Origin of the sequence: Sphingomonas sp. TDK1, from assembly GCF_001650735.1 — a bacterium.
Taxonomy (GTDB): domain Bacteria; phylum Pseudomonadota; class Alphaproteobacteria; order Sphingomonadales; family Sphingomonadaceae; genus Sphingomonas.
In genome coordinates, this window is sequence record NZ_LXVY01000013.1 from 13,213 (window position 1) to 35,147 (window position 21,935).

The following is a 21,935-nucleotide window of genomic DNA, read 5'->3' on the forward strand; positions in this document are numbered from 1 at the left end:
GGTTATCGTCCTTCCTTCTGATCGGCCGCGACGTCCGACGACGATTGCGCGGGAGTGGTGGGGTTGGTGGAGGACGGTGCGCTCCACCTCGCGAGGTGAAGGCAGCAGTCGAACCCGGCAGTGGAGGCTTGGCCGGCACCGCAGGTCGGGGTGGTGGGCGGCCGTGCCGGCGGCGAGGTCGGCGCTGGGGCCGCGCCGGCGAGCAGCGCGGCGACGAGCGCGGGCTCAACGATCACGAACGCCATTGTCCAGCTCTCCTTTCGACAAGCGCAGCACCGACATCATCAGGGCGACGTCGATAAGGCGCGTTCCCTGATCGAGCAGCCGGATCATGCCGTTCATAAGCGGGCGGGCCGCTCGGCGGCCCTCTTCAGTCGCCCGAAAGCACGGGCCGTCTTCCGATACCCAGCGGTTCGCGAGCATGTTCTCGATCGGCGCTGACGCGGCGGGCGGGTCGACGGCACACTCGAACCACGACCCGATCACCTGGCAGATCTCCTCCACCCGCGGCGGACGGCTCGCTCGGAACACGCACATGAAAATGGCGAGCTCGAACACCGTCATCGACCAGTCGCAGGCTGGAGGGCCGGCGGAGACAAGGTCATTCGCCACAGCCGTCATATCGATCACTTAGCCCCCCGATCATGGCTGACCCCCGTGCAGGTCGTAGTAGTTCTGGATCTTCTGCTGGATCTCGGTCATCGTCTGGACCTCGTCCGGCAGCTTCGCGGCGTCGATGAACTCAGCGTAGACTTCGGTGAAATCCATCACGGACAGGTCCAGCCGCGCGAACTCGTCGATCGTGAAGCCCTTGCACTGCTCCTTCTTCGGGGCACCCCAAGGCTTGTTGATCTGGGGTCGGCCCTGCTCCTGAAGGATGCGGCTGAGCTTGCTCTCGAAGCAGCAATAGGCAGTCGACTTGGACGTGCAGACGCCAAGGAAGCTGTCGCTGCAGTAGGTGCCAACCCTGTGGCAGAACCCCATGCGATCCTTGATGTCGAGCTGCATTTCCTTCTGCGAGCACATGAAGACCGACAGGAAGGGCGTCGCAAGCGCGGCGATCGCCGCCGGCCCGCCGGCGAGAGCGGCGCCGCCCGCCGCGGCGGTCAGCAGGCCCGAGGTCTTGCCCGCGCAGCAGTTTACCAGCCCAAACACGGGCTTGTGACAGGTATTCCGCTGGCCGGAGAAGACCGTCAGATTGTCGGGGTCGAACTCCTTGCCGGCCTGATCGATCGAGTGAAGCGCCACGAGCGCATCCTTAAACTCGGTCGAGGCCTCGCGGACGATCGGCTCGCAATCACCGTTGATGCAGTAGACGTCGTCGCCGCAGATATACTGCTTATCGGCAGGATTTGCGCCATCCGGGATCGGGCACTTGTAGACCTTCTCCGTAACCTTGCACGCCCCGTCTCGCGGATCGTCGAGGCATTCGTCGCGCAGGTAGGTGCATTGGCGGTTGCCCTCGAGATCGCCGCAGTCGTTGCCCGCGGTGAACACATGGCATGAGAAGTGCCGCTTCCAAGCCCAGCAGGCCTGGGTGACGGACACGCCGTCGAAGACCCGCGTCTCCGGCCCCTCTGTGCAGACATCCTCGCCCGAGGTCTGGGTACACATGCTGTCGGAGGCCAGGGCGGCGCAGCCGCTCTCCTCGCGCGTGACGGTGACGGAGGACTCGCCCTCCTTTTTGTAGTATCTCGTGCCGGTCTTGTAGTTCTGGTGGGCAGGGATCTCGCCATCGGGGATCGCGGACGAGCAGGAGTAGAGCTGCGCCGGCCCCTTGTTCATCGAGGACAGCCGCTTGCAATAGCGGCGATAGCCCTCGACATCGTCGCCGCCGGCCCCCAGCTCGATCTGCGCGTCGCAGACGTGCATGGAGACGGGCTCGGCGCGGCAGATACCCTGCGCGACCTTGGCCTGCATCACCGAGTTCTTCGCGAACCCATTACCCTCGTTCGAGTCCGGCGCTCCGAAGTAGAACCAGCGCTCCGTGTTGACGATATGGGGGACCATGCGGATGCTGCAGGACCGCGGCTCCTCCGTGACCTTGGTGCCCTGGTTGCACGTCGCCTCGTAATAGCCGTTGGTCCCCGATCCCGGGGGCAGCGGCTGGCACTGGCCGCTCTCGGCGCCGATGCTCTCCCCCTGAAGATATGCCTCTGGGTCGTTCTCGACCGCGGTCGCGCGGCTGGTGGTCGCGAGGATCTCGGAGTTGCTGAACGTCGCGCGGGTGTGGCCCTGGTCCGTGGCGGTCCGGTAAGCGTCGTTGGTCGACCGCTGCGCCGTGCCGGCCGCGACGAGCGCATCCGGGTCGTCGAAATAGGTGCTCTGCGGCTGGTCAGTCCCGGTATAGCCCGGCACCGCGCTCGCCTGCGCATCGGTGGTCGGGACGAGGCTTCCGTCCTGCCGCTTGGCATTGCCGAGCGCCTTTCCCTCCTCGCGCGCCTGCTCGACCGTCATCTGCTGCGCGGCCGCGGGGCCGACGACCAGGCAGATGCCGAGCAACGTGCTGAGGAGCGGGCGGAGCGTCACTGCTGGCGGCTTCGCGCGAGATTGCCCAGCGCAACGGACGCGATCCGTGCGCCCGGCCCGTTCGCACCCGCGAAGGTGTTGAGCGCATAGTCGACGGTGACGTTGCCTTCGATCCGGTCGTAGGGCGGAACCTTGGTCTGGCAACGAAAGCCGGCGCACAGGTCGAATGTCGACGACACCGCCACATAGGTCGGCACGGCCTGCACGTTGAAGGCGCGGAACAGCCGGGGGTCGATGCCGATGTTCGGCATGTCGTCCTTCTGGACCACTTGGCCGAGGCGGTTGACGAACTCCTTGGCCGAGTTGTTCGGGAAGCCGCGGAAGACGACCACCCCCCCTGCCCGCGCCGTGTCGGCGATCAGCTGCTTGAGAGATGCCGGCGGCATGGAGAGGCTCGCAAAGACCATGAACTGCGGCGCGTCGCCGCCCGGCGTGTTGGCGTTGGAGGCCGCGCCCTGCACCAGCTCGTCGAAGTCGATCTTGCCGTCAGGCCCTTTCGGAAGGTCGGTCGCAGCGACCCGCTGCATGTTGTCCATGCCCGACTTGCGGACGACGGTCGCCTGCTCCCGGAACGCGTCGCCACGGTCCTTCACCTGGTCGACGAAGGCCTGCGCCTCCGCCTGCAGGTCCGCCGCCCGCTTCTTCACCGCCTCGACGTCGAGGCCGTCGACGGTCTGGGCGAGGATCGCGGACATCCCTGCGGTGCCGAGAAGCGCGGCGAGCCCCAATGTCAGAAAGCGCATGCTTCTCTCCTCACAACACGCAGCAGTTGCGCTTGCGCCAGACGAGGTAGCCCATGTCCTCGCCACCGGCCGGGAAGGCGCGACCTGCCTCGGGCGGCATCGTCGACGCGCCGATCGCGGAGCAGGCGAACCGACCGCTGACCGTCGGGATCGGGTTGACCATCTGGAAGCGGTATTGCTGCTTCCGCATGATCGGCATGAGGTACTTCTTGCAGAGCCCTTCCGAGCCCATCGTCCCCCACGCGAGACCCTCGCGGTGCATCTTGTAGGCGAACCGCGAGAGCGCGAGCCGCGACGACTGGACGTGGCCGATGGAGGCCGGGACGTTGCCGTTCAGCGGGTACATCGGCCCCTGACAGCCCGCGCACCAGAACAGCGAGTCCAGCGGCAGGTTGGCGGTGCCGGCGACGCAGTCGCCCGCGCACGCCGCCTGCGCGATCGGGTTGGCGAAGACGATCGCCTCCGGATTGATGATCGCGGTCAGCGAGTCATCCTGCCAGAGGGGGTCGACCTCCGTCATGTAGGCGATGTCGAACGACGCCTGCTCGAAGCAGACGAAGTCGGTCAGGATCTCCATCCAGTAGAGCAGCGGGTAGACGTACCAGTGGATGTGCCACTTGGCGGTGCTCTGGGAGCGTCCCCCGACCATCGATGGCCCGGCGAGGTAGCCTTGGCCGATGTCGAAGCCCGGGGCGATCCTCATCCCGCCCAGGTTCGAGAAACACCACGGCTTCATCGTCACGTCCGCGAGGCGCGCGGGCTCCCAGAACCCGACCGAGATGCCGATGCGAGGGAGCGGGTCGGCGCAGGCGCAGATCGGAGACGCCGGGTTCTTCGGATCGGGGCGGTTCCCCGGCCAGATCTTCGCGCCTCCGATCGAGAGCGGGAACAGGCAGCTCCAGCAGACGTCCGTTATCGGATTCACGAATTTGCCGGTGCAGGTCGGCGCCGCCTCGGCACGAGGCGTCAGCGCGACCGTCACCAGCAGCAGTCCCAGGACGCCCAACAGGGCACGAAGCCAGCGCATCAGCCCGGCTCCCCTGCCCGCTCGAGGAACGCGTTGTCGGCCGCGTTCTTCCGGCGGAGGTATAGGCAGGTGTAGAGGCCCGCGCCGACGAGCAGCGCGGCCGCCAAGCACGGAGCGGCGCGGCCGATCGCCGCGTGGATCTGCGGGAAAAAGCCGACCATCAGCGCAACCGATAGACACAGCCCCTGCCAGGTGCGGCGCATCCGGCAGAGCGCGCGCGTCTCCGGCGCAGCCATGGGCGTCCGGAGGAGGTCCAGCCACAGAGGCATCAGCTCTTCGCTCCCGGCTTGAGGACGGTTTCGGAGACGTGCAGCAGCTTGCCCGCCTGGACGACGACCGCCGGCGTGTGGCGGATGCCGAACTTGCCGGTCAGGCGACCTTCCTGGTCGAAGAAGAACCGGCGCTTGCGCGAGGTCATGGACTCGATCGGCGACCCGCTGACGAAGATGATCTTGGCGTTGAGCTCGGTGTACCGTTTCGTGGCCCAGTCGACCTGCGCGGCGTCGTCGCCGTCCACGAAAACGAGACTCTGGCGCATCGAGACGAAATCGAGCGGGTTGATCCGCTGACCCGCCGCCGCGATCAGCTGACCCTTGTGATCGCGGATCTCGCGTTCGAGCGTGATGGTCGGGTCATAGTCCCAGGTCCTCGGCTCTTCGGCCGCGGTGATGCCGCCGACGGCGGCCGGACGCCGCACCTTCGCCTCCACCCGCTTGGCGAACGTCGCATTGACGCGGTCCATCTCGCCCGACGCCTGCGCCCGCTGAAGGCGCGCCTCGATCGTGGTGAGGAGATCGGCCTCGGCGATCGGGAACGTCTGCCCGAGCTGCCCGAAGTCACGGGCTTGGCCGGGCACCGCGCCGACCAGCAGAAACGCCGCCGCAAAGAGCAGCCCACCTCCCAAGCCGGTGCCGCCGAGGTACAAGAGCGTCGCTCGCTTCATAGGATCGCCTCGCCGGTGCCGACGATCTGGCGCTGACACGCGAACCCGATGGCCGCGTACCTGGAGTCGAAACCGTCCTTGTGCGGCGTCCCGACATAGTAGCAGCCCGACGGGATCACCCCGCTCGGTCCGATCGCCAGCGGCTCACCCGCCTTGGTAAAGGGCTTGGTGTACGCGACGACCCGGTGGTTGACCGTGACCAGCCTGCCCCAGTGCCGGACCGTATCCCCGGGCATCCCGTAGACGATCTTGCCGAACATCTCCGGCTTGGAGCCGAAATGCCGGCGAACGAGGTCGCTCTTGGGAGGCAGGAAGAAGACGTACTCGCCGCGCGTCGGCACCTGGTTCTTGTGGATGACGAACGCCCAGTTCGGCAGCGAGTCCGTGGTGTTGATCAGGAGGGCGTGCTTGTCGCGCCAGTCGCCGACCGCACCGAGGATGACGCTGCCGGCGACGAACGCGCCGAACAGACCCCAGCGCAGCTTGCGGCCGCTGGCCCGGGGCGCGAGGTCACTGACCGCCGTTGCCATTGGGACCTCCGAAGGTCGAAGTCATCGCCGCGGGCACGCCCGAGGGCACGCCCTGCACAGCCGATGGCATCTGCATCGGCTGCTGCCCGCCGGCGACAGGTGGCGCCGCCGACATCGGATCGATCGTCGCGCCGGCACCGGCCATCGCGGGCGGGACGGCATAGGCGTGCGGAACCGCCGCCGCGGCCGGGGCGAGCTGCTGCTGAAGCTGCTGCATCTCCTGCGCGCTCGCCGGACGCGGCTGGTGAACGCCACTGGCATAGACCGCCCTCTTCAGGCTGTCGGTGATGTCCGGCACGTTCTCGGTGAGCACCGCCTCGCCGACGAGGACCACCTGACCGTTGGCGCTGCGCCGCTGGATCTCGTGCTTGAGCGACGACATGAAGGTCCGCATCTCGGCTTCGACCTGCGCGGGTGGCGACGCGGCGCGGGCCTGGGCCGTCACATACTCGCCGACGATGCTGGAGAGGCTCGCCTTGACGATATGTTCCTCGCGCGGCGCGACGAGCGCCTTCGTCACCCACATCGACCAGATCAGCGCGATCACGAGAGCTGCGCCCAAGACGAGCTGCGCGCGGGTGAACCCGCCGAACCCGCGCTTGGCGCGGACGACCGGCGCCGGGGCGGCGGAGGTCGCGGGGGAAGGGAGGTCGAGTTCGGGCTGGTCAGCCATTGGCCTTGCTCCGCTTGGGGTCGCGCGAGGGGAGGATGCTGTGGCGGCGGAAGAAGATGACCGCGGCCGACAGAGCCAGGTGCGCGACGATGAGGACGTGCTTGAAGGAGGCGATACGCGCCGCGTCGGCCGCGACGTACCGGCTCGCCATGTTGTTGAGCTGGTGCATCATTCCGTCGACCGAGAGACCGCCGATCGCGAGGAAGAACAGGACGAACAGCCCCCAGGTGATCAGGAGCGTGGTCGCCAGGAACCCCGCCATGTGCAGGTAGAAGTAGAGGAGGAAGCCGACGTCGACCTTTGGCCGGGAAGCCGTCGTCGCGCCGTCGAGATCTGCCGGGATCGTCGCCATGGAGATCACTCCGCCGCGATGGCGGCCGGTTCATCGGCAGGCATCGCCCATTTCTCGGGGTTGTCGGGGTAGGCAATCCGCTCGATTGCCTGGTCCATCGTGAGGCCTTGCGCCACCAGCGCCTCGATCGCCGCGAACGTGCGCGGGCTCGACGAGAACAGCGCGGCCGAGAAGGGATCGAGGACGAGCCGGCCGACCGCCAGCGTCTCCGGCCCCTTGATCATGATGTCCGAATATTCGAAGCCGTTGCGCTTGAGCGAGCGCAGCAGCGCATCCGTATAGTCGTCCATCTCGAAGCGATCGTGCTTCTTGAAATCGGCGATGGTCTCCGGCTTCTGCTGCAGGATCACGAACCAGTCGCTGTTCTCCAGCGCCGCGATGCTGCCCGCCGACTTGTAATAGTCGTTGAGCGACTGGGTGGCAGTGACGAGCGACGCGCCATACTTGCGGCAGGTACGGGCATAGGTCTCGATGAAGTCGGCCATCGCGCCGCCGCGCAGCATCTGCCACGCCTCGTCGAGGAGCAGTGCCTTGGGGATCGAGCGATCGACCTTGCGCATCATCTGCTGCGACATGAACATGATCGCCGTCAGGACGACGCTGCGCAGTTCCTCGCGCGAGGACAGGTCCGACAGCTCGAATACCGTGAGCTGCGCCTGCAGCTCGAAGGACACCTCGCCCTTGAAGAACTTGCCGTAGGTGCCCGCGCTCGAGAACGGCATCATCGCGATGGCGAGATGCGAGGCCAGCTCGTTGCCCGTCTCGTTCAGCGCGGCGATCACGTCGTCGATCGAGCCGTTCCGCCCCTTCGCTTCCCAGACCCGGTTGACCGCGCCGTCGATCAGGCCGCGCTCTGTGTCGGTAAGCCGGTCGATGTGGCGGGACATCTGGTTCACGATCGCCTTGAGCATCGCCATGCAGTCGAGGAGGTAGTCCTCGTCTTCAGCCGCCTGACGCTCGTCGATCATCGAGAACGGGTTGAGGCAGAAGCCCGAGCTCATCGTGAACTCGACAAAGGCCCCGCCCTGGAGCTTGGCCGAGTGCTCGAAGCTGCGGCCGTCGTCGATTACCACCACCTTGGAGCCGGCGCCGCACAGGGAGGCGCAAAGCTCCTGCAGGGCGACCGACTTGCCGCTGCCGCTCTTCCCGAACACGGCGACGTTGTGGTTGCCGGCGGCGTTCTCGAACGGGCTCCAGAAGAACGGTTGCCCGCGCCGGCCGATCAGCAGCAGGTGCGGCGTGTGGCCGCCCAGATACTCGCCCTGGATCGGCGCGAGGTTGGCCGCGGTCGTGCTCAGCATCGTCCGCATGCGCTTCATGCGCTCGAGGTCCTTGGAGAGCCCGTTCGCCATCGTCATCGGCATGGCGCAGAGCAGCCCCATGACCTGCAGGTAGCGATCGTCGAGGAGGTCCCAGCCCGCTGCCCGGTACACCGACTTCAGGATGCGCTCGTTCGAGTCACCCTTCCCCTTCGGCGAGAAGGAAGTGACGCTGTAGAACAAGCGCACCAGCTTGCGACCCTGCCGGATCTCGTCGTTGACGAACTTCCACTCCTGCGACTGATCGCGGAGCTGGGGCAAGAAGCGAGCGGACTTCGAATCCGCGAGGCTCGTCGTCCGCATGAACTTGTAGCTGGCCTTGTTGGTCGCGGCCTGCGGGTCGGGGAAGTCGAGGCACAGGTTCGTCGACACCGGGCACGGCATGCGCAGCTTGTCCGCGAACATATCGCCGATCAGGCGCGCGCAGTCCCAGGGCGCCCAGCGCTGAGGAAGGTTCCGAACCGAGAAGGACCGGACGTCGAAGACGTCGGGATAGATCTCGCCGATCTCCGGCGCGCCGTCGACCTCCTTGCCGGTCGGCCGGAACCGCTCGGTGCGCAGCAGGATGCGGTCGGGATCGATCTTCATCTCGATGTCGCGCCGCACCGCCTGGTCGGAGATCGGATCGAGGGGGTTGTAGCTGACCACGTCCTCGCCGGCCGCGGTGGTCGGCGACGTGATGTCGTCGATCCAGCCGATCAGCGCGACCGGATCCATCTTGCGCGCGGAGACGCCGATCGACCCGAGAACCGAGATGAGGCCTTCCATCACGGCCACGATCTCCTCGTTCGACACGCTCGAATTTTCGGGCGTCGAGTAGGAGATCGCTACGCGGTGGTTGCGAAGGCAGAACGGCGCGTCCGCCGAGAGCGAGTTCCAGACGCCGTCGGTCAGGAAGTCGACGCGGTGCTTCGCCATGCGCTCGTACACGCCGCTCGCGGAGTAGCGCGGCAAATACCACTTCGAGAGGCGCTCGCTGATACGCGGGCTCATCCAGTCGTGGAACTGCAGGCACCCCGGCGCCGGGATGCCTTCCGAGAGGAACTGCGTCAGGATCTCGCCTGTCCGCTCGTCCGCCCCGACCAGCGGCGACACCTCGATCACGAAACCGCGGGACGCCGAGTTGTAGAAGATGCCCGTCTTCGGATCGTAGCTGCGGTAGGGCAGCCAGTGCGCGAGCATGGGCACCGCCAGGTCGGGCCGCTGCGCGTCGGGACGCTTGCTGTCTCCGAAGACGCCGGAGAGCAGGTTGTCGAAGAAGCCGGGCTTTTCGCTCATCTCACTTGTCCTCCGGAACCGACGCGGGGAAGCTCGCGGCGCGGATGGTCGGGCTGGCCAGGCTCTTGAGCCCGGCCGCTGGGTCCGCGGCGCCAGCGCTGCGCGCCGTCTCCCCGACATGCTGCTGCGCGGTGCGGTACGCCTCGCTCGCCTTCACGCGCTCCACAGCCGCGGCCCCGACCGTGGTCTTGGGCGCAGCGGCGAGTGGGGCCTGCTGCCCGGTCGCCGCGGCGGCCGAGCCGCGATGGACGGTCACGCCACCCTGGCTGGCGACCTGAAATGGCTTGGGAGCAGCCTCAGCGCGGGCGGCGACCGGGGCTGGCGCGCTCGCCAGCGGCCGGACGACGGGGACCGACGACGACGTGCGCGTGCCCGACACGGGCGCCCGCCGCCTGCCCTGCTGGCCGAGACGGGTCTGGACGTCAGCCTTGATCGCCTCGACCGGGTCCGGCTTGCGCGCGCGGGCGGCCGCGACCACCGCAGGGTCGGGCAGGTTGGGATCGATCGCCGCGACGTCGAGATAGCCGGGCGCGTCACGATCGACGGCGTCGGCCAGGCTCACTTCCGTCGCGCGCGCCGCAGGGTTCCGGTCGGGGATCGGCGTCGCGTCGGCGAGCGCCTGTGCCTGCCATTCCGACTGGACGACGGTGTGGACCGCGGTCGCCTCATGCAGCCTGCCGCGATCGTCGATGTAGGGCTGGAAGACGACGCGCAGGACCTTCTCGCGGGTTCGCGACGCCGCGGCAGCGCTCCGGTCCGCCATCGGCGCCGGCGTCGTCATCGCGGTCCGCATCGCGCGGGGCTGCGGGGCGGGCGCCTGGTACGGACCCGCCGGGATCACCGTGTCGCCCGCGTCGCCCGAGATCATCGCCAGCGCGCGATCGTCGATCGTCGAGGACGGCGCGCAGATGCCGTCCGGCGCCTGGCACGAGAAGCTCCCCTTCACGTTGCCGCCGAGGGTGGCGCAGCCATTGAGGGCGGCGAGCGCAGCGAGGCTCACAGCGGCGAGGGCGACCTGACGGCCGTGGCGACGCCCGCTCACGAGCGACCCCCCTTGATCCAGCTCTGCAGGAACTCTTTGGGCCGGTAGCCCTCGAGCATTGCCCCGTCGGCCCGGACGATCACCGGCGTCCCGCTGAGCCCGTGCTTGTGCGCGAAGGCCTCGTTTGCATCGAGCCCCGAGGTGTTGCAGCTCGCGCCACCCTTGAAGGGCTCGCCGGCATAGGCCGCGTGGAGCGCCTCTTCGCGGTTCTTGGCGCAGTAGACGCGATCGGCGATGTCGCGACTGCCGAGCACCGAGATCGGCCGCTCCACCACCCGGACGTTCATGCCGCGCAGGACGTTGGTGAGCGCGCGGCAATAGCCGCACCGGAAATCCGTGAAGACGGTGACGGTCTCGCCAGCGGGGTTGCCCCACACGATCGCACCGTCCTTCGGAAGCCCGTCGAGCGAGAGGACAGCAGGTCGGGTCGGTACTGAGGTCTTCTGGACCTTGCCCGGCGTTGGCGCGATCGCGCCTTCCGCGTCCCCGCCCCCTTCGGCCGCTGCGGCGTTCGCCTTTGCCGCCCCGCCGACCAGCATGTCGGGATTGATCTCGAGGAGACGCGCCGCGGTCAGGTCCTGGCGCGTCTCCATGTCGTAGACGCGCCCGATGATAAGGTAGCGCGCGCCCGCATCGACGTAGAACAGGTTCGACCCGGCCGTGACCTCGCAGAGGCCATGCACCTTCTCGCAGTTGACCTGGCTCAGCTGCGTCTTGGGCAGACGCGTCTTGAGAAGGTTCGTGACTTGAACGCTGCTCGGGCTGGCGATCTGGCCGGCGACGGCCATGCTCGCGGCGCCGATCACCGGCACGGCGACGAGCAACGCCGCCACCTTGGTCGGCAGGCGCCGACGGAGTCGATCAATTCCGAACATAGACACCCTCCAGGAAGACAATTTCCACGTCGATTCCGGTCGGCATCTCGATGACCGGCTGGTACTGCTCGGCGCGCTCGATCAAGTATTTCGAGACCATGTCGCCGCTCTGGGAGACGCCTTCGCCGAACCCGCCCTGGGCGATGTCGCCGAGACCGAGCTGCTCGCGCCGGCCGTTCACGGTGACGTTCGGCTGCGTCAGCAGGGAGTTCGCATTGGCCGAGAAGCCGCGGCCGAAGCCGCCGACCAGACCGGCGATGAAGGCCTGGCTCACCAGCCCGCCCTCGCGGGACACGACCCGACCGCGCACGCCCGTCTTGCCGCCGAACGCGATGAAGCCCTTGACCTCGGAGACGGCGTAGCGGCCGCCCGGCTGCGGGCACGTCATCTTCTGCAGCTTGACGTAGACCTTCTCCGAGCTGAGCTCCCCGCGGGCGGCACCGTTGATCAGGCAACCCTGGATCTTGGTGGTCAGCAGCTTGCCGTTCTGGAGCACCGACCGCGCCGGCCCGGTGACGCGAAGCACGACCGGCAGCGGATCGGTCTGGCTGTTGACGCCCGCCGCGGCGTCGACGCCGACGATCACCTTTGCCGACGCAAAGCTGTTGGGCGGCAGGTAGTTCGGGCTGTCGGTATAGACGGTGTTGCCCTTGGCGACCTTCGACGCGGTGCCGGTGTCGGTGGTCGAGAAGCTGACCATCTTCACCTCGGCGGGTCGGCCGACCGGCACCGCGCCGTCGCCCCCGGCCCCCGCCCCGTCCGGCCGCTGATAGGCCTGCGGACCCCGGGGGCCGTACATCGCGGCAGGCCCGGGGGCAGGCGCCACGGCCGCGGGACGATCATTGATCTGCTTACGGAGCTGCTCGTTCTCCGCCTGGTAGGCCGAAAGGACGCGCTGCCCGTCCGCCTGCATCGCCTGGTTCTGGCCCTTCAGCGCCTCGATCTGCGCGGCGAGGTTGTCCACGCGCGCCGTCTGGCCGTTGACCGACTTCAGCTGGTTTTCCGTCGACTGGAAGCGGTTCTCGGAGAGCGCCATCCACTCCTGCTGCGACAGGTTGCGGTTGACCATGTCCTTGGTCGAGACCTCGACTTTCTCCGCGCCGTCGGTGTCGGCGACCTTCTTTCCGTCGTCGCCGCTGAAGATCCACATGGAGGAGACGACCAGCCCAACGCCGGCCACGCCGGCGAGGAGCATGCGCTGCTTGCGCCGCACCGCCTCGTTGCCGGCGAGCTCGCCGCCAACCGGGGAGACCCCCTCGCCTTCCGCCTCGTCGAGAGGCTTGCGGGAGCGCTTGAAGATGTCGGCGAAGGCCATGGCTTACCTCACATTCTGGGAGACGAGGTAGGCCGTCGTGACCTTCCCCGGGGCGAGCTTGGGCTCGGCGATGGAGACGGCGAGCGCGCTGGCGGGAGCCACCGTGCGCTCGGTGAGCTCGGTCGGAGCGTCGCCCGTATTCTCGATGCGCAGCACCTTCCCGGTCAGGTCCTGGCCGCGATACTCGGCAATCATCTGGACCTTGAGCTTGCCGACATAGACCGGCTTGAGCGCGCGCTGGCGCATCTCGTAACCGTCAGCGACGCTGTTCGAATACATCGCCTGTACGAGTTCGACCGCCGCGTCCTGCGGCCCGGCGGCGACCTGCTGCGGAGCGGCTTCCGCGGCCTTCTCCTTGGCGATCGCGGGGTTCGACACGAACACCTGCGCGGCCGCGTCGCCCGAGATCCGGCACATGAACTTGTAGACGTAGCCCCGCTTGGTCGTGCCGAAGAACGACAGCGCCTGCCGGCCGTAGCCCTCGGGGACGCTCAGGTAGATGTCGCCGCGCACCGGCTCGTTGACGACCGAGAAGTCGTCCTGCGGGTTGCCGGTCGAGATCTTCGACACGCTCGCGAATTCGTCCTCGACGAGGCTGATGCGCGTCAGGTCCTTCGCGGACGCTTGGCAGTCGACCTGTGCGTTATCGGCCGCCATGATCGTCTGATCGGCCCAGGCGGGCTGCGCGAAGAAGAGGATCGCGAGCGTGAACAGGCAGGCGCCGATCATCCTGCTCAGGATGCAGCTGAGCCGGGACATCAAGACGGTGCCTACCGCCGCGCTACCGACGGCGTAGATAGCGGTCATTGGTCTAGCTCCTTGCCCTTGCGGACCATTCCGAAGCCGACGAGACGGAGGGACAGACCCTCGTACTCCCAGTCGTACCGGAAGGTGCGGCGCTCGTTCGAGATCACCTTGTTGCCGACGATGGTGTGCAACTCGCCCGTCACCTCGGAGCGAAGGTTCTTGGGGTCGATCTCCATCGACTGGATCGTGAAGAACTGCGCGATGGACGACCCGCGCTGCTCGTTGACGATCTTCAGCAGGTCGCCCTTGATCTTGCCTTGCGCGCGGGGCGAGGTGATCGCGAGGACCTGGTTCATCCAGTATTCAAGGTTCTGCGGGCTGCGATCGAGCGTCAGGATGACGACGTCGCGCGTGATCATCTCGAGATACTGGCGCGAGACACCCGCGCTGCTGACCGTCACCGGCGACTGCAACACTGGTTGCAGCACGACCTCGCGGTCGCGCGAGATGCCGAGGGTAAGGAGGAGCGCCGCCAGCCCGGCGAGCGCGGCCGCGACAACCACCAGGAGGTTGCGCTGCTTGAGGACGCGCTGGTTCTGCGCGTGGCTGTACGAGAGATCCATGTTACCCCGCCATCAATCGAAGGTATGAGGGCGGCGTGGCTCTCAGGCCGGTGAAACCGGCCGGCAGATGCCAATAGGCCAGGTGAAGCAGCCAAGACGCGGCACGACCAGCTTTCGCTTTCTTTAATCCCCACCAGCCCGCGAACGCCGCGATGATGCCGATGACGATATGCTGGGTCATGATCCCCCAGACGAATGGCAGAACCATCGCCAGGAACTCATCCAACGTCCACAGCCCGATCAGCTCAGGGTCGTCGAGATGAGATGGGATCGCGTACTTGTCTGCAGCCATTGCGCCACCCTCCCCGCGAGCGCGGCCGGAGCTGCCACCCCGACCGGCCCGAACGGTTGCGTCAGATCGTCGCCGTCACCGTCGAGGTGACGATCGGGATGCCGGTGCCGGCGCCGACGCCGACGCCGACCGGGATCGCGATCTGGCCCATGGAGAAGCGGCCCGAGGCCAGCGCCACGATGCCGCCCGCAAGCGACAGCACGGTGATGATCTTGCCGCCCGAGCCCTCGAGGAAGTCCGTGAACTTCGTCAGAGCGGTGTCGAACGTCGTGTCGGCGCCGGCGAAGGCCGGACCGGCGAAATAGAAGAGCGCGAACGCCAGCACGGCGAGGGCGAAGACCGCCATCTCCGTGTGGCCGCTCTTTTTCAGCACGGACTGCATAGTGAGTTCCCTTCGATGGAGACGCGGCTCGCCCGCGCCCAAGGAAAGGTGAGCCGAGATGGATTCGGCGGACAATCGGGCGACGGCGGAACAACCGACGCCGACAAACATTTTTTTAAGTTCCGGCGTTTTACGCTGCGGAAGCGTCCGTCACGGCGGACCGGCGTCCGTATTCCCGGACGGGCGTCCGCCACGGCGGACAGGCGTCCGCCGCCGTGGACAGCTGTCCCGATTGGCGGACAGGTTTCAAGAGTGTAGAATCGACTAGCGACCTCTGAGTCGTATAGGGCGCGTTCATCACATCCTAGCGATGTTCGGCTTGGCCGGGGGGAAGCAGGATCGAGGCTAGGGACGTGCAGGAATGAGTGGGGATACTCGCGGATATTCGCTCGACGTATCGGAGTACCTGTTCCGCCTGACCACGGAGAGCCTGCGGCTCCTGTCCAACGAGACCAAGCGCTACCACAGCCTGACCAGCATGGTGAACCAGCTCGCCGGTCCCGGGGCCGCGGACGCGATCGCGCAGCACGACGTCGAGACCCTGCGCCAGCACCTCAGCAAGATCCCCACCAAGGGTCCGATTCGCATCCACCTCCACATCACGAAGACGAGCGCCGACAACCTGATCGAAGCCAAAAAGCGGCTCGCCAAGGAGCTCGGGTCCAGCCTGACAGTGGGTGATGCGATCTCGATGCTGCTGTTCGATTTCGTCGTGGATCAGAGCGCCGCCAAGCTCCTCTCGAAGCTCGGTGTCGATGAGGGGAGCCAGGGTTGCGACAAGCCGAGCGACAGCCGGGAGAAAACCGATAACGTCGTGCGTCTCAAGTAGTTAGACGGCTGAGTTGCCGGTAGGCCCGGCTGCAACAAAGGGTTGCCAATCTCCTAAGAGTTTGGTTTTCTGGCTGAGTCCGAACTGGTCTTCGGGGGCCTAAAGCCGTGCAGTCCGTAGCTGTGATTGAACCGGAGTCGCTTGCGATCGCCACCCAGCGCGAGAGGGCTTTCGCGTCACCCGGCGAACCGGACTACGTGCCGCTCATCATGCGGGCCATGGAGACTCAGGATCTCGGCATCCGTCAGATGGCCCTCAAGGTGAACATCAAGAAGAGCCGCCTAGGTACGATCCTCCACCGCGATCCTACAAAGCGCTCGGCCATGACGCTTCCCGAGTTCCAGTCGATTCTCCGCGCGCTCAACATCGACGTCATGCACGCGATCATCAGCGTCGAGATGGCCCGCGACCTCGAGCTGATGGGCGATGAACGCTTCGTGACCCTCGTCTCGATGCTCAGCACCCTGTTCAATGGCCTGCCCCATCGCATCGTCGAAGCTCTCCGGGAATTGGAGGGAATGGACGGCACCGAGGTCCACAAAGAATGGGGCACCTACTTCCAGTCGGCGGTGATCAAGAAGATGGTTGCCGAGATCAGCATGGTCCTGCAGCGACGATCAGACTTGGAGTCGGGCAAGGTCTCGATGTTCTGACGGCCTAGCGGCTTTTTTTTGACCTGCACTGCACCTAAAAGCACTAATGTGCGGCCCTAAAAGCACTGGAAATAGTTCGTGGCTTTCGAGGAAACGTCCTCAAAAGCACTAATAATCGCGCTCGCCCAGTATGTTCCGACCGTTAACACTGGTCCCACGGCCCCGACGGATTCGACGATAGCGGCGAATCCGTCGGGGTGAGCTTCGACGCGCCCGCACCGCGCCGATCGCTCAGGGACCAACGTGCGGAACGGAGATGTCGTGAGGACAAGAAAAACCCGGCGCTAGGCCGGGCTTTTCGGGTGGTCGCTAAACCTGTCTGGAAACCCGGTTCTAGCTGACCTCCCTTGAACAGACAAGGCCGAAGCGCGATTCGCGCCACGCCTTTGCTCGTCCGAACGGCACTCCACCCAGGGAGTGACGAATGGGAGGTTTTGCGCCGAAGCGGTCGGGCGGTATGCGCCGCTACAACCAGTTCAATGCCGTCGTCGATCGGCTCGCCAAGGGCTATGCCGGGCAGGAGAAAGTCTCTCCGGCCCGCCTGCTCGGGAAGCTCAAATGCGCCGCTCCATACATCGGGATTTCCCCGGCTGTGCTGGCGCTCATGGACGCCCTTATCCCCCACTCCAAGCCGCAGGACTGGTTGCCCGGCCGGGTGCCGCTCGTCTGGCCCCGCAACGAGACGCTTTCGCGCAAGCTCGGCGTCTCTATCCGGCAGGTGCAGAAGACGATCCGGGCGGCGATCGAGTTCGGCCTAATGGTCCCGCACGACAGCCCCAACGGGCATCGGGGCGGCAAACGCAACGCCGCCGGCGACATCCTGTGGGGCTACGGCTTCGACCTGCGGCCGCTCGGCACGCGCGCGGCCGAGTTCGATGCGATCGCCGCGAAGGGCTATGCGGAAGATCGCGAGATCGAGCGGTTGAAACGCGCGCTGTCGGCAGCTCGGCGCCGCACCCGCACGCTCGCCAACGCGGTGCTGGATGCCGACATTGACGACGTAGATGCGGCGCGAGAGGTCGAGCTCGTTCGCATGGCGCTGGACCATGTGAAGGGCAGCCGCGATCTCGATGCCCTGATCCGCTGCCTTGCCCAGGTGACGTCGCGCGTCGACGCCTTTCAGGCGAAGGTTGATGCAGCGCTCGAGGCGCTAAGCCCCAGTTCCGACGTTGAAAGTGCTGCTGATTGTCCTGTTGATAGTTCACCCAAGGGCGAACGCCAGTTCGTCCACTCTACAACTACAACCCAACTTGAAACTGCTCACGCAGTTACGGGTAGAGGCTTTGCGAAGAAGAGTAGTGAGGGTTGGGACATCGCCCTTCTCGCCCCGCAGAGCAACGTCGAAGCCGATCTCGAGCGCCACGGTGTCGACGCTAAGTTTGTCGCCAAGGCCGCGCCCGAGCTGATCTGGGACCTTGATCCAGGACCGCGGGCATGGGGTCGGCTAGTGAGCATCGCCGAGGGTCTGACCGGTCAGTACGCGATTGGGCCGCACGCCTGGCGCGAGGCTTGCCGGTTGATGGGTCAGCGCGGCGCCGCGGCGGCCGTGATCGCGACCGTCGCCAAGTCGGTCAGCGGCGAGGTCCGCTCCCCCGGTGCCTATCTGCGCGGCATGACCGCCAAGGCGGCAGCTGGAGAACTCAACCTCGGCAAGACGTTCCACGGCATGCGCGAAGCGCGGACCGCCGACTGCTGAGCCGCCCGGTCGATGCACCCAAAAGCACGATGCGGACGCCGCGCTCAGTCGCTCAGGGGCGGAACGCACCTAAAAGCACGAGCAACCGCACCCAAAAGCACGATGAAATTGCGGTTCAAGGGCGAGGTGCCGGGCTTACGCACCCAAAAGCACGATGTTTTTTAGCGGAAGGGCGAGATTTCGGGTGCGATCGGCCAGCGCCACACCTAGCTCACGCCGGATTTCGGGTGCGGTTGCCAGCTTGAGGCGCATCCATCGACGATTCCTAGTGCTTTTGGGTGCGAAGCGGCTCTGCCCGGTGGCCTGCCATCGTCCGACGCGTTAACATGGATGCGAGTCATGGAGACCCTGCGCAATGGCGAGAAAGCGGACCAATACCGAGGTGCAAGGCCTGCTGGCGCTGGACTGCCCGCTGCGGGGGGACATTCACGGCGACCGGAGCGTCATGGACTTCCCGTTCTTCGCGCTGGAGAAGAAGCCCCAGACCGGGATCATCGAACACAAGATCGGCAACGTGTCGATCACGATCCGCGCCGGCGAGGGCGGCATCGCGACGATGTACGACAAGGAGATCATCCTCTACGTCGCCTCGATCATCTTCGAGCAGAAAGCGCGGGGAATGGCGCTCTCGCAGGAGATCACCTTCACGGCGCATGACTTCTTCCGCGCAACCGGCACGCCCAACCCGGGCAAGCGAGACTATGCGCGCTTCACGGACGCCATGTCCCGCCTCCAGGGCACCCAGATCCAGACCAACCTCAAGACGGGCGGCGCCGGCCATCGCGGATGGTTCTCCTGGGTGGAGAATGCCCAGGTCATCTACAACGACATGCCCGAAGGGTATGAGCGGCTGCAGGCGGTGAAGATCCGCCTCTGCGATTTCCTGTTCCGCGCGATCGAGCGCGACGTGTCGATGTATTCGTACCACCACGAATACTTCAAGCTCGGCCTGATTGAGCGGCGGCTGTACGAGATCGCCCGCTCGCACTGCGACGAGGGTCCGTTCGAAGTCGACCTGGAGTCGCTCCTCAAGACGGTCGGCAGCAGGAGCGCGCTGCGCCGCTTTAAGCAGCACATCAGCGACATCCAGCACTCGGATAGCCTGCCCCACTACAGCATCGCCATGCGCGACGAGATCGACGGGAACCGAGTCCGCGCGCGTGCCAACGAGACGATCGTCACCTTCTCCGAACGGCCCCCGACAGCCGAATGCCCCTACGTCCAGCAGACCCTCGAAGCGATCGCCTGACCTAGAAGGACGACACCATCGCCGCGCGCGCGAAGGTGGGCGGCACCGGCGCCGCACTCCCGGGAGACTGGATCGTCACCACACGCGAGAGCCCGGTCAGCCGCGACCAGTTCAGCAGGATGTTCGAGACATAGTCCTGCGTTTCGACGATGCGCGGCACACGGCCGTTCTTTACCCGCCCTGGCCCCGCATTGTAAGCGGCGAGCGCGAGGTGATACTGGCCGAACTTGTCGAGCTGCTGGCGCAGGTAGCGTGCCCCACCCGTGAGGTTCTGCTCCACGTCGTAGCGGTTGACCCCGAGACCAGCAGCCGTGTCGGGCATGAGCTGCGTCAAGCCGAACGCGTTCTTGGGGGAGTAGATCGAGGCGTTATAGCGGCTTTCCCGGATGATCATCGCGTCGAAAAGACCGACCGGAAGGCCGTACTGACAGGCGATGTTCGACATCATGGCGAAATAGCCGCGGCGCCGGAGCTCGCCATCTGGGCGCAGTAGGCCGCTCGGCCGGTAGTCGGCCGGCACGCATCCCGGCACATAGGAATCGGCCGCTGCGGCGAAGACCTGGCCGCCACGCATCCACAAGGGCACCGAGATGCCTGAGACGGGCGCAACGCTTACCGCGGAGGCGTAGGCCGGGACGTTAGGCTGGGCCACCCCGACCGGAGCAAAGGGATCTTCGCTCCCGATCGCGCCCGCCCCTGCCCCTCCAAGCGCCGGTTGCGGCGCGAGGCTGTTCGCCATCTGGTAGGCGACCCACTGCCGGCTGAGGTCGTGGACCCGGAAGGCCTCGGGGAGCGCCGCGGCCTCGACCGGCGAGGCTGCGGAGGCAGCCGCCGGGGCCGGTCCGGACGGTCCCTCCGAGGCCTCCTCCGGTGCCGGCGAGGGCGCGCTCGTCATGCTGATCAGCTGGACAGTCCGGATGGATCGGGCGGGCTGCGCCCCCGCCGCCGCGACGGTCGCCACCATCGAGATCAGTGCCGCTCCGGCAAGAAAACACGCTCGCATCTGGTCCTCCCGACCCCGTTCCTCATGAGTGAGATCGACGGATTCGCGGTTGTCAATCCCCCCGACCTGGGTGAGACTGGCCTCAAACCGAGCCGTTGGACCGATCGAAATGTGGCTCATCGACCGCGACACGAACGGCGTCGGAGGACGTCGCATCCCCCTCCCCCCACCCCTGCGGGAGGCTTTGGTGCGGTGGTACGTCGGCGAAGGATCCCGCGGTGACGAGGAAGCCGGTATCACCCTCGTCCAGAACGCGCGCATCGGTGCGAAATGGATCGCATGCGACTGCCTGTCGGCCGAGGATGCCCCGCCGATCCTGACGCCGGCTTTCCTATCGGAGGCAGAAACCTACTATCTACGGCGCCTCACCAGTAGCAAGCGGCCGGAACATCGCGAGAAGTGCCCCTTCTTCCGCGACCAGGTGACGCACCGCATCACCGAGATCCGCTCCCGCGAAACCCCGGCCGACCCTCCGGCCGGCTTCTTCGAGGTGTTGCGCCCTGCCCCGGAGAAGCTCGCCCAGAGGCCCGAGGAGGACGCCAGCGACGATCGAACCCGCCATGCGTCGGTTCCGCGTCTGGCGCGGCTCCTATGGCGCCTGATCGATGCTGCCGGCACCAACCGGGTACCGCCCGAGCAGCAGGAACCCGAGCCGGCCTCCATCAAACGCGAGTTCGAGGTTCTCTGCCGAGCCGCTGCCAAGATCGAGATCGCCCCCGGCATCCAACTCGGCCGAGCATTCTGGACACACGCCAACGCCCTGCACAGCCGGCGCGCGTATGCCATGCTGCGCCAGCTCGCGAAGAGCTGGCCGAGCGGCCACACACCGCAGGGGTTCATGGCCCTGTTCTCACCGCACGTCCGCGGCCACGTCGTCGACGTTCCCGGAGCTGAGCCCATCCACGTCGCGAACCGGGTCCAGTCTCCCTCCGTGCGCGGCAATCTTATCAAGGGGCCGTTCCTGGTGATGATCGTCGCCGGCGAATATCCCGAGGCTCACGGCTACGCGCCGCTCCGCGCGTACGCCCAGCCGATCTTGTCCGGGCAGCGCTTCATCCCAGTCGACTCCGAGTTCGAGCGATCGGTGCTGCGCGAGCTCTTCAAGGCGCGACGCCAACTGGACAGGGCCGGCGTCGACCTCGCGATTGAGAAGCCCGTGTTCGACCGGCTCACGACCCAGGGCGCCTGCAGGCCGGACTTCCTCCTCGAGGCGCGCTCGCGCGCCACGGGAGAGATCAAGCAGCTCGTCGTGGAGGCCATGGGGTTCAGCGACGAGGACTATCTCGCCTCCAAGGCTACGACACACCCCCGGATGGGCCTGCTCGGTCCCCTGCTGACGATCCAGGCGAGCGACATCGAGGGCGAGTGCGTCTGCGACCAGATCGCCGGCGCGCTCGACATCTGACGGGTCAGTTCCAAGTCAGGCTCATTCCGAACGAGACGACGATCGCCAGCGTCACCGGCGTCGACAGGAGGTAGAGCTTCTGCCAGCGCCACCAGGTCTTCGGCAGGAAGAGGACAGCGCTGCGTAGGGTGCGGACCTCCTGCCACGACTGCTCGCGGTAGAGGCGGACGCCGGCGACTGACACCGACAGGACCATTGCGATGGTACAGCACAGGCCGGTCGCCGTGTAGAGCGCGATCCAGTTAATCAACTCGACTTGGGTCAGGTGCGCCATGATCAGCCTCATAACCGCCCCGGTGCAATGATGTCGCCGACCCTTGGCCGGTCCAGGACGGACCCCATCCGTTTACAACAGCCTGGTGAGGATTCCTTTAACCCTCCCCCGCAACGAAAGTGACGCAAGTTCCCGCCACACCCTACGCCAATGATT

25 protein-coding genes are annotated in these 21,935 nt (G+C 66.4%); 5 read left to right on the forward strand and 20 right to left on the reverse strand.

Translation table 11 applies throughout. The features are described from left to right. Nucleotides 1-2 precede the first annotated feature (2 nt). The 18 genes from A7X12_RS25060 to A7X12_RS09845 form a co-directional block, all read right to left on the reverse strand. Nucleotides 3-245 carry a hypothetical protein gene (locus tag A7X12_RS25060; RefSeq protein ID WP_084445296.1) on the reverse strand — a complete coding sequence of 81 codons (243 nt, stop codon included), beginning with the start codon at nucleotides 243-245 and terminating at the stop codon, nucleotides 3-5. Then, a complete protein-coding gene (locus A7X12_RS09765) occupies nucleotides 226-621 on the reverse strand; it encodes a hypothetical protein (RefSeq protein WP_232318443.1) in 396 nt (131 codons plus the stop codon). Before A7X12_RS09765 ends, A7X12_RS25060 begins: the two co-directional genes overlap by 20 nt. 21 nt (nucleotides 622-642) lie before the next feature. Beyond that, nucleotides 643-2,529, reverse strand: a complete 1,887-nt coding sequence (locus A7X12_RS09770) for a conjugal transfer protein TraN (RefSeq protein ID WP_064311453.1) — start codon at nucleotides 2,527-2,529, stop codon at nucleotides 643-645. Next, nucleotides 2,526-3,272: a type-F conjugative transfer system pilin assembly protein TrbC gene (gene trbC / locus A7X12_RS09775; protein WP_064311454.1), complete on the reverse strand. Its 747-nt coding sequence runs from the start codon at nucleotides 3,270-3,272 to the stop codon at nucleotides 2,526-2,528. Before trbC ends, A7X12_RS09770 begins: the two co-directional genes overlap by 4 nt. A 10-nt stretch (nucleotides 3,273-3,282) precedes the next feature. Next, nucleotides 3,283-4,299 carry a conjugal transfer pilus assembly protein TraU gene (gene traU, locus A7X12_RS09780; RefSeq protein ID WP_064311455.1) on the reverse strand — a complete coding sequence of 339 codons (1,017 nt, stop codon included), beginning with the start codon at nucleotides 4,297-4,299 and terminating at the stop codon, nucleotides 3,283-3,285. Next, nucleotides 4,299-4,568, reverse strand: a complete 270-nt coding sequence (locus A7X12_RS09785) for a hypothetical protein (protein ID WP_064311456.1) — start codon at nucleotides 4,566-4,568, stop codon at nucleotides 4,299-4,301. Before A7X12_RS09785 ends, traU begins: the two co-directional genes overlap by 1 nt. After that, on the reverse strand, nucleotides 4,568-5,242 hold the full coding sequence (traW, locus tag A7X12_RS09790) for a type-F conjugative transfer system protein TraW (RefSeq protein ID WP_064311457.1): 675 nt from the start codon (nucleotides 5,240-5,242) through the stop codon (nucleotides 4,568-4,570). The genes A7X12_RS09785 and traW overlap by 1 nt, the downstream gene beginning before the upstream one ends. Continuing rightward, nucleotides 5,239-5,772: a S26 family signal peptidase gene (locus A7X12_RS09795; protein ID WP_064311458.1), complete on the reverse strand. Its 534-nt coding sequence runs from the start codon at nucleotides 5,770-5,772 to the stop codon at nucleotides 5,239-5,241. The genes traW and A7X12_RS09795 overlap by 4 nt, the downstream gene beginning before the upstream one ends. After that, nucleotides 5,753-6,445, reverse strand: a complete 693-nt coding sequence (locus tag A7X12_RS09800) for a type-F conjugative transfer system protein TrbI (protein ID WP_064311459.1) — start codon at nucleotides 6,443-6,445, stop codon at nucleotides 5,753-5,755. Before A7X12_RS09800 ends, A7X12_RS09795 begins: the two co-directional genes overlap by 20 nt. Continuing rightward, nucleotides 6,438-6,797: a hypothetical protein gene (locus tag A7X12_RS09805; RefSeq protein WP_064311460.1), complete on the reverse strand. Its 360-nt coding sequence runs from the start codon at nucleotides 6,795-6,797 to the stop codon at nucleotides 6,438-6,440. Before A7X12_RS09805 ends, A7X12_RS09800 begins: the two co-directional genes overlap by 8 nt. A gap of 5 nt (nucleotides 6,798-6,802) precedes the next feature. After that, nucleotides 6,803-9,394 (reverse strand): type IV secretion system protein TraC, encoded by a 2,592-nt coding sequence (traC, locus tag A7X12_RS09810; protein ID WP_064311461.1) that lies wholly within the window; start codon nucleotides 9,392-9,394, stop codon nucleotides 6,803-6,805. A 1-nt stretch (nucleotide 9,395) separates the two neighbouring features. Further along, complete coding sequence (locus A7X12_RS09815) at nucleotides 9,396-10,436, reverse strand: TraV family lipoprotein (RefSeq protein WP_064311462.1); 1,041 nt, start codon at nucleotides 10,434-10,436, stop codon at nucleotides 9,396-9,398. Continuing rightward, the gene (locus tag A7X12_RS09820; protein WP_064311463.1) at nucleotides 10,433-11,311 is read right to left on the reverse strand and encodes a DsbC family protein; all 879 of its coding nucleotides are present in this window, start codon (nucleotides 11,309-11,311) and stop codon (nucleotides 10,433-10,435) included. The genes A7X12_RS09815 and A7X12_RS09820 overlap by 4 nt, the downstream gene beginning before the upstream one ends. Continuing rightward, the gene (locus tag A7X12_RS09825) at nucleotides 11,298-12,626 is read right to left on the reverse strand and encodes a TraB/VirB10 family protein (protein ID WP_064311464.1); all 1,329 of its coding nucleotides are present in this window, start codon (nucleotides 12,624-12,626) and stop codon (nucleotides 11,298-11,300) included. Before A7X12_RS09825 ends, A7X12_RS09820 begins: the two co-directional genes overlap by 14 nt. 3 nt (nucleotides 12,627-12,629) lie before the next feature. After that, nucleotides 12,630-13,433: a type-F conjugative transfer system secretin TraK gene (locus tag A7X12_RS09830; RefSeq protein WP_064311465.1), complete on the reverse strand. Its 804-nt coding sequence runs from the start codon at nucleotides 13,431-13,433 to the stop codon at nucleotides 12,630-12,632. Then, nucleotides 13,430-13,996, reverse strand: coding sequence for a type IV conjugative transfer system protein TraE (locus A7X12_RS09835; RefSeq protein ID WP_064311466.1), 567 nt, complete (start codon nucleotides 13,994-13,996; stop codon nucleotides 13,430-13,432). Before A7X12_RS09835 ends, A7X12_RS09830 begins: the two co-directional genes overlap by 4 nt. A 1-nt stretch (nucleotide 13,997) precedes the next feature. Next, nucleotides 13,998-14,288 (reverse strand): type IV conjugative transfer system protein TraL, encoded by a 291-nt coding sequence (traL, locus tag A7X12_RS09840; RefSeq protein WP_064311467.1) that lies wholly within the window; start codon nucleotides 14,286-14,288, stop codon nucleotides 13,998-14,000. 61 nt (nucleotides 14,289-14,349) lie between these two features. Next, nucleotides 14,350-14,670 (reverse strand): TrbC/VirB2 family protein, encoded by a 321-nt coding sequence (locus A7X12_RS09845; protein WP_064311468.1) that lies wholly within the window; start codon nucleotides 14,668-14,670, stop codon nucleotides 14,350-14,352. A gap of 361 nt (nucleotides 14,671-15,031) precedes the next feature. On the opposite strand from A7X12_RS09845, the gene A7X12_RS09850 reads away from it, so the two are divergent. The 4 genes from A7X12_RS09850 to A7X12_RS09865 all read left to right on the forward strand — a co-directional run bounded on the left by A7X12_RS09850 (nucleotide 15,032) and on the right by A7X12_RS09865 (nucleotide 19,097). After that, a complete protein-coding gene (locus A7X12_RS09850) occupies nucleotides 15,032-15,499 on the forward strand; it encodes a hypothetical protein (RefSeq protein ID WP_064311469.1) in 468 nt (155 codons plus the stop codon). A gap of 122 nt (nucleotides 15,500-15,621) precedes the next feature. Further along, the gene (locus A7X12_RS09855; protein ID WP_232318442.1) at nucleotides 15,622-16,152 is read left to right on the forward strand and encodes an XRE family transcriptional regulator; all 531 of its coding nucleotides are present in this window, start codon (nucleotides 15,622-15,624) and stop codon (nucleotides 16,150-16,152) included. Between the two features lie 424 nt (nucleotides 16,153-16,576). Beyond that, nucleotides 16,577-17,848 carry a plasmid replication protein RepC gene (gene repC / locus A7X12_RS09860; RefSeq protein WP_084445298.1) on the forward strand — a complete coding sequence of 424 codons (1,272 nt, stop codon included), beginning with the start codon at nucleotides 16,577-16,579 and terminating at the stop codon, nucleotides 17,846-17,848. 355 nt (nucleotides 17,849-18,203) lie between these two features. After that, entirely contained in the window at nucleotides 18,204-19,097 is an 894-nt protein-coding gene (locus A7X12_RS09865) for a replication initiator protein A (RefSeq protein WP_064311472.1), read from the forward strand. Between the two features lies 1 nt (nucleotide 19,098). Here A7X12_RS09865 and A7X12_RS09870 read toward each other — a convergent pair whose 3' ends face one another. Next, the gene (locus A7X12_RS09870; protein ID WP_064311473.1) at nucleotides 19,099-20,100 is read right to left on the reverse strand and encodes a lytic transglycosylase domain-containing protein; all 1,002 of its coding nucleotides are present in this window, start codon (nucleotides 20,098-20,100) and stop codon (nucleotides 19,099-19,101) included. A 109-nt stretch (nucleotides 20,101-20,209) separates the two neighbouring features. Here A7X12_RS09870 and A7X12_RS09875 point away from each other — a divergent pair, with 109 nt between their 5' ends. After that, the gene (locus A7X12_RS09875; protein WP_064311474.1) at nucleotides 20,210-21,505 is read left to right on the forward strand and encodes a hypothetical protein; all 1,296 of its coding nucleotides are present in this window, start codon (nucleotides 20,210-20,212) and stop codon (nucleotides 21,503-21,505) included. A gap of 4 nt (nucleotides 21,506-21,509) precedes the next feature. On the opposite strand, the gene A7X12_RS09880 is transcribed toward A7X12_RS09875, so the two are convergent. Further along, nucleotides 21,510-21,791, reverse strand: coding sequence for a hypothetical protein (locus A7X12_RS09880; protein WP_332308534.1), 282 nt, complete (start codon nucleotides 21,789-21,791; stop codon nucleotides 21,510-21,512). Between the last annotated feature and the right edge of the window lie 144 nt (nucleotides 21,792-21,935).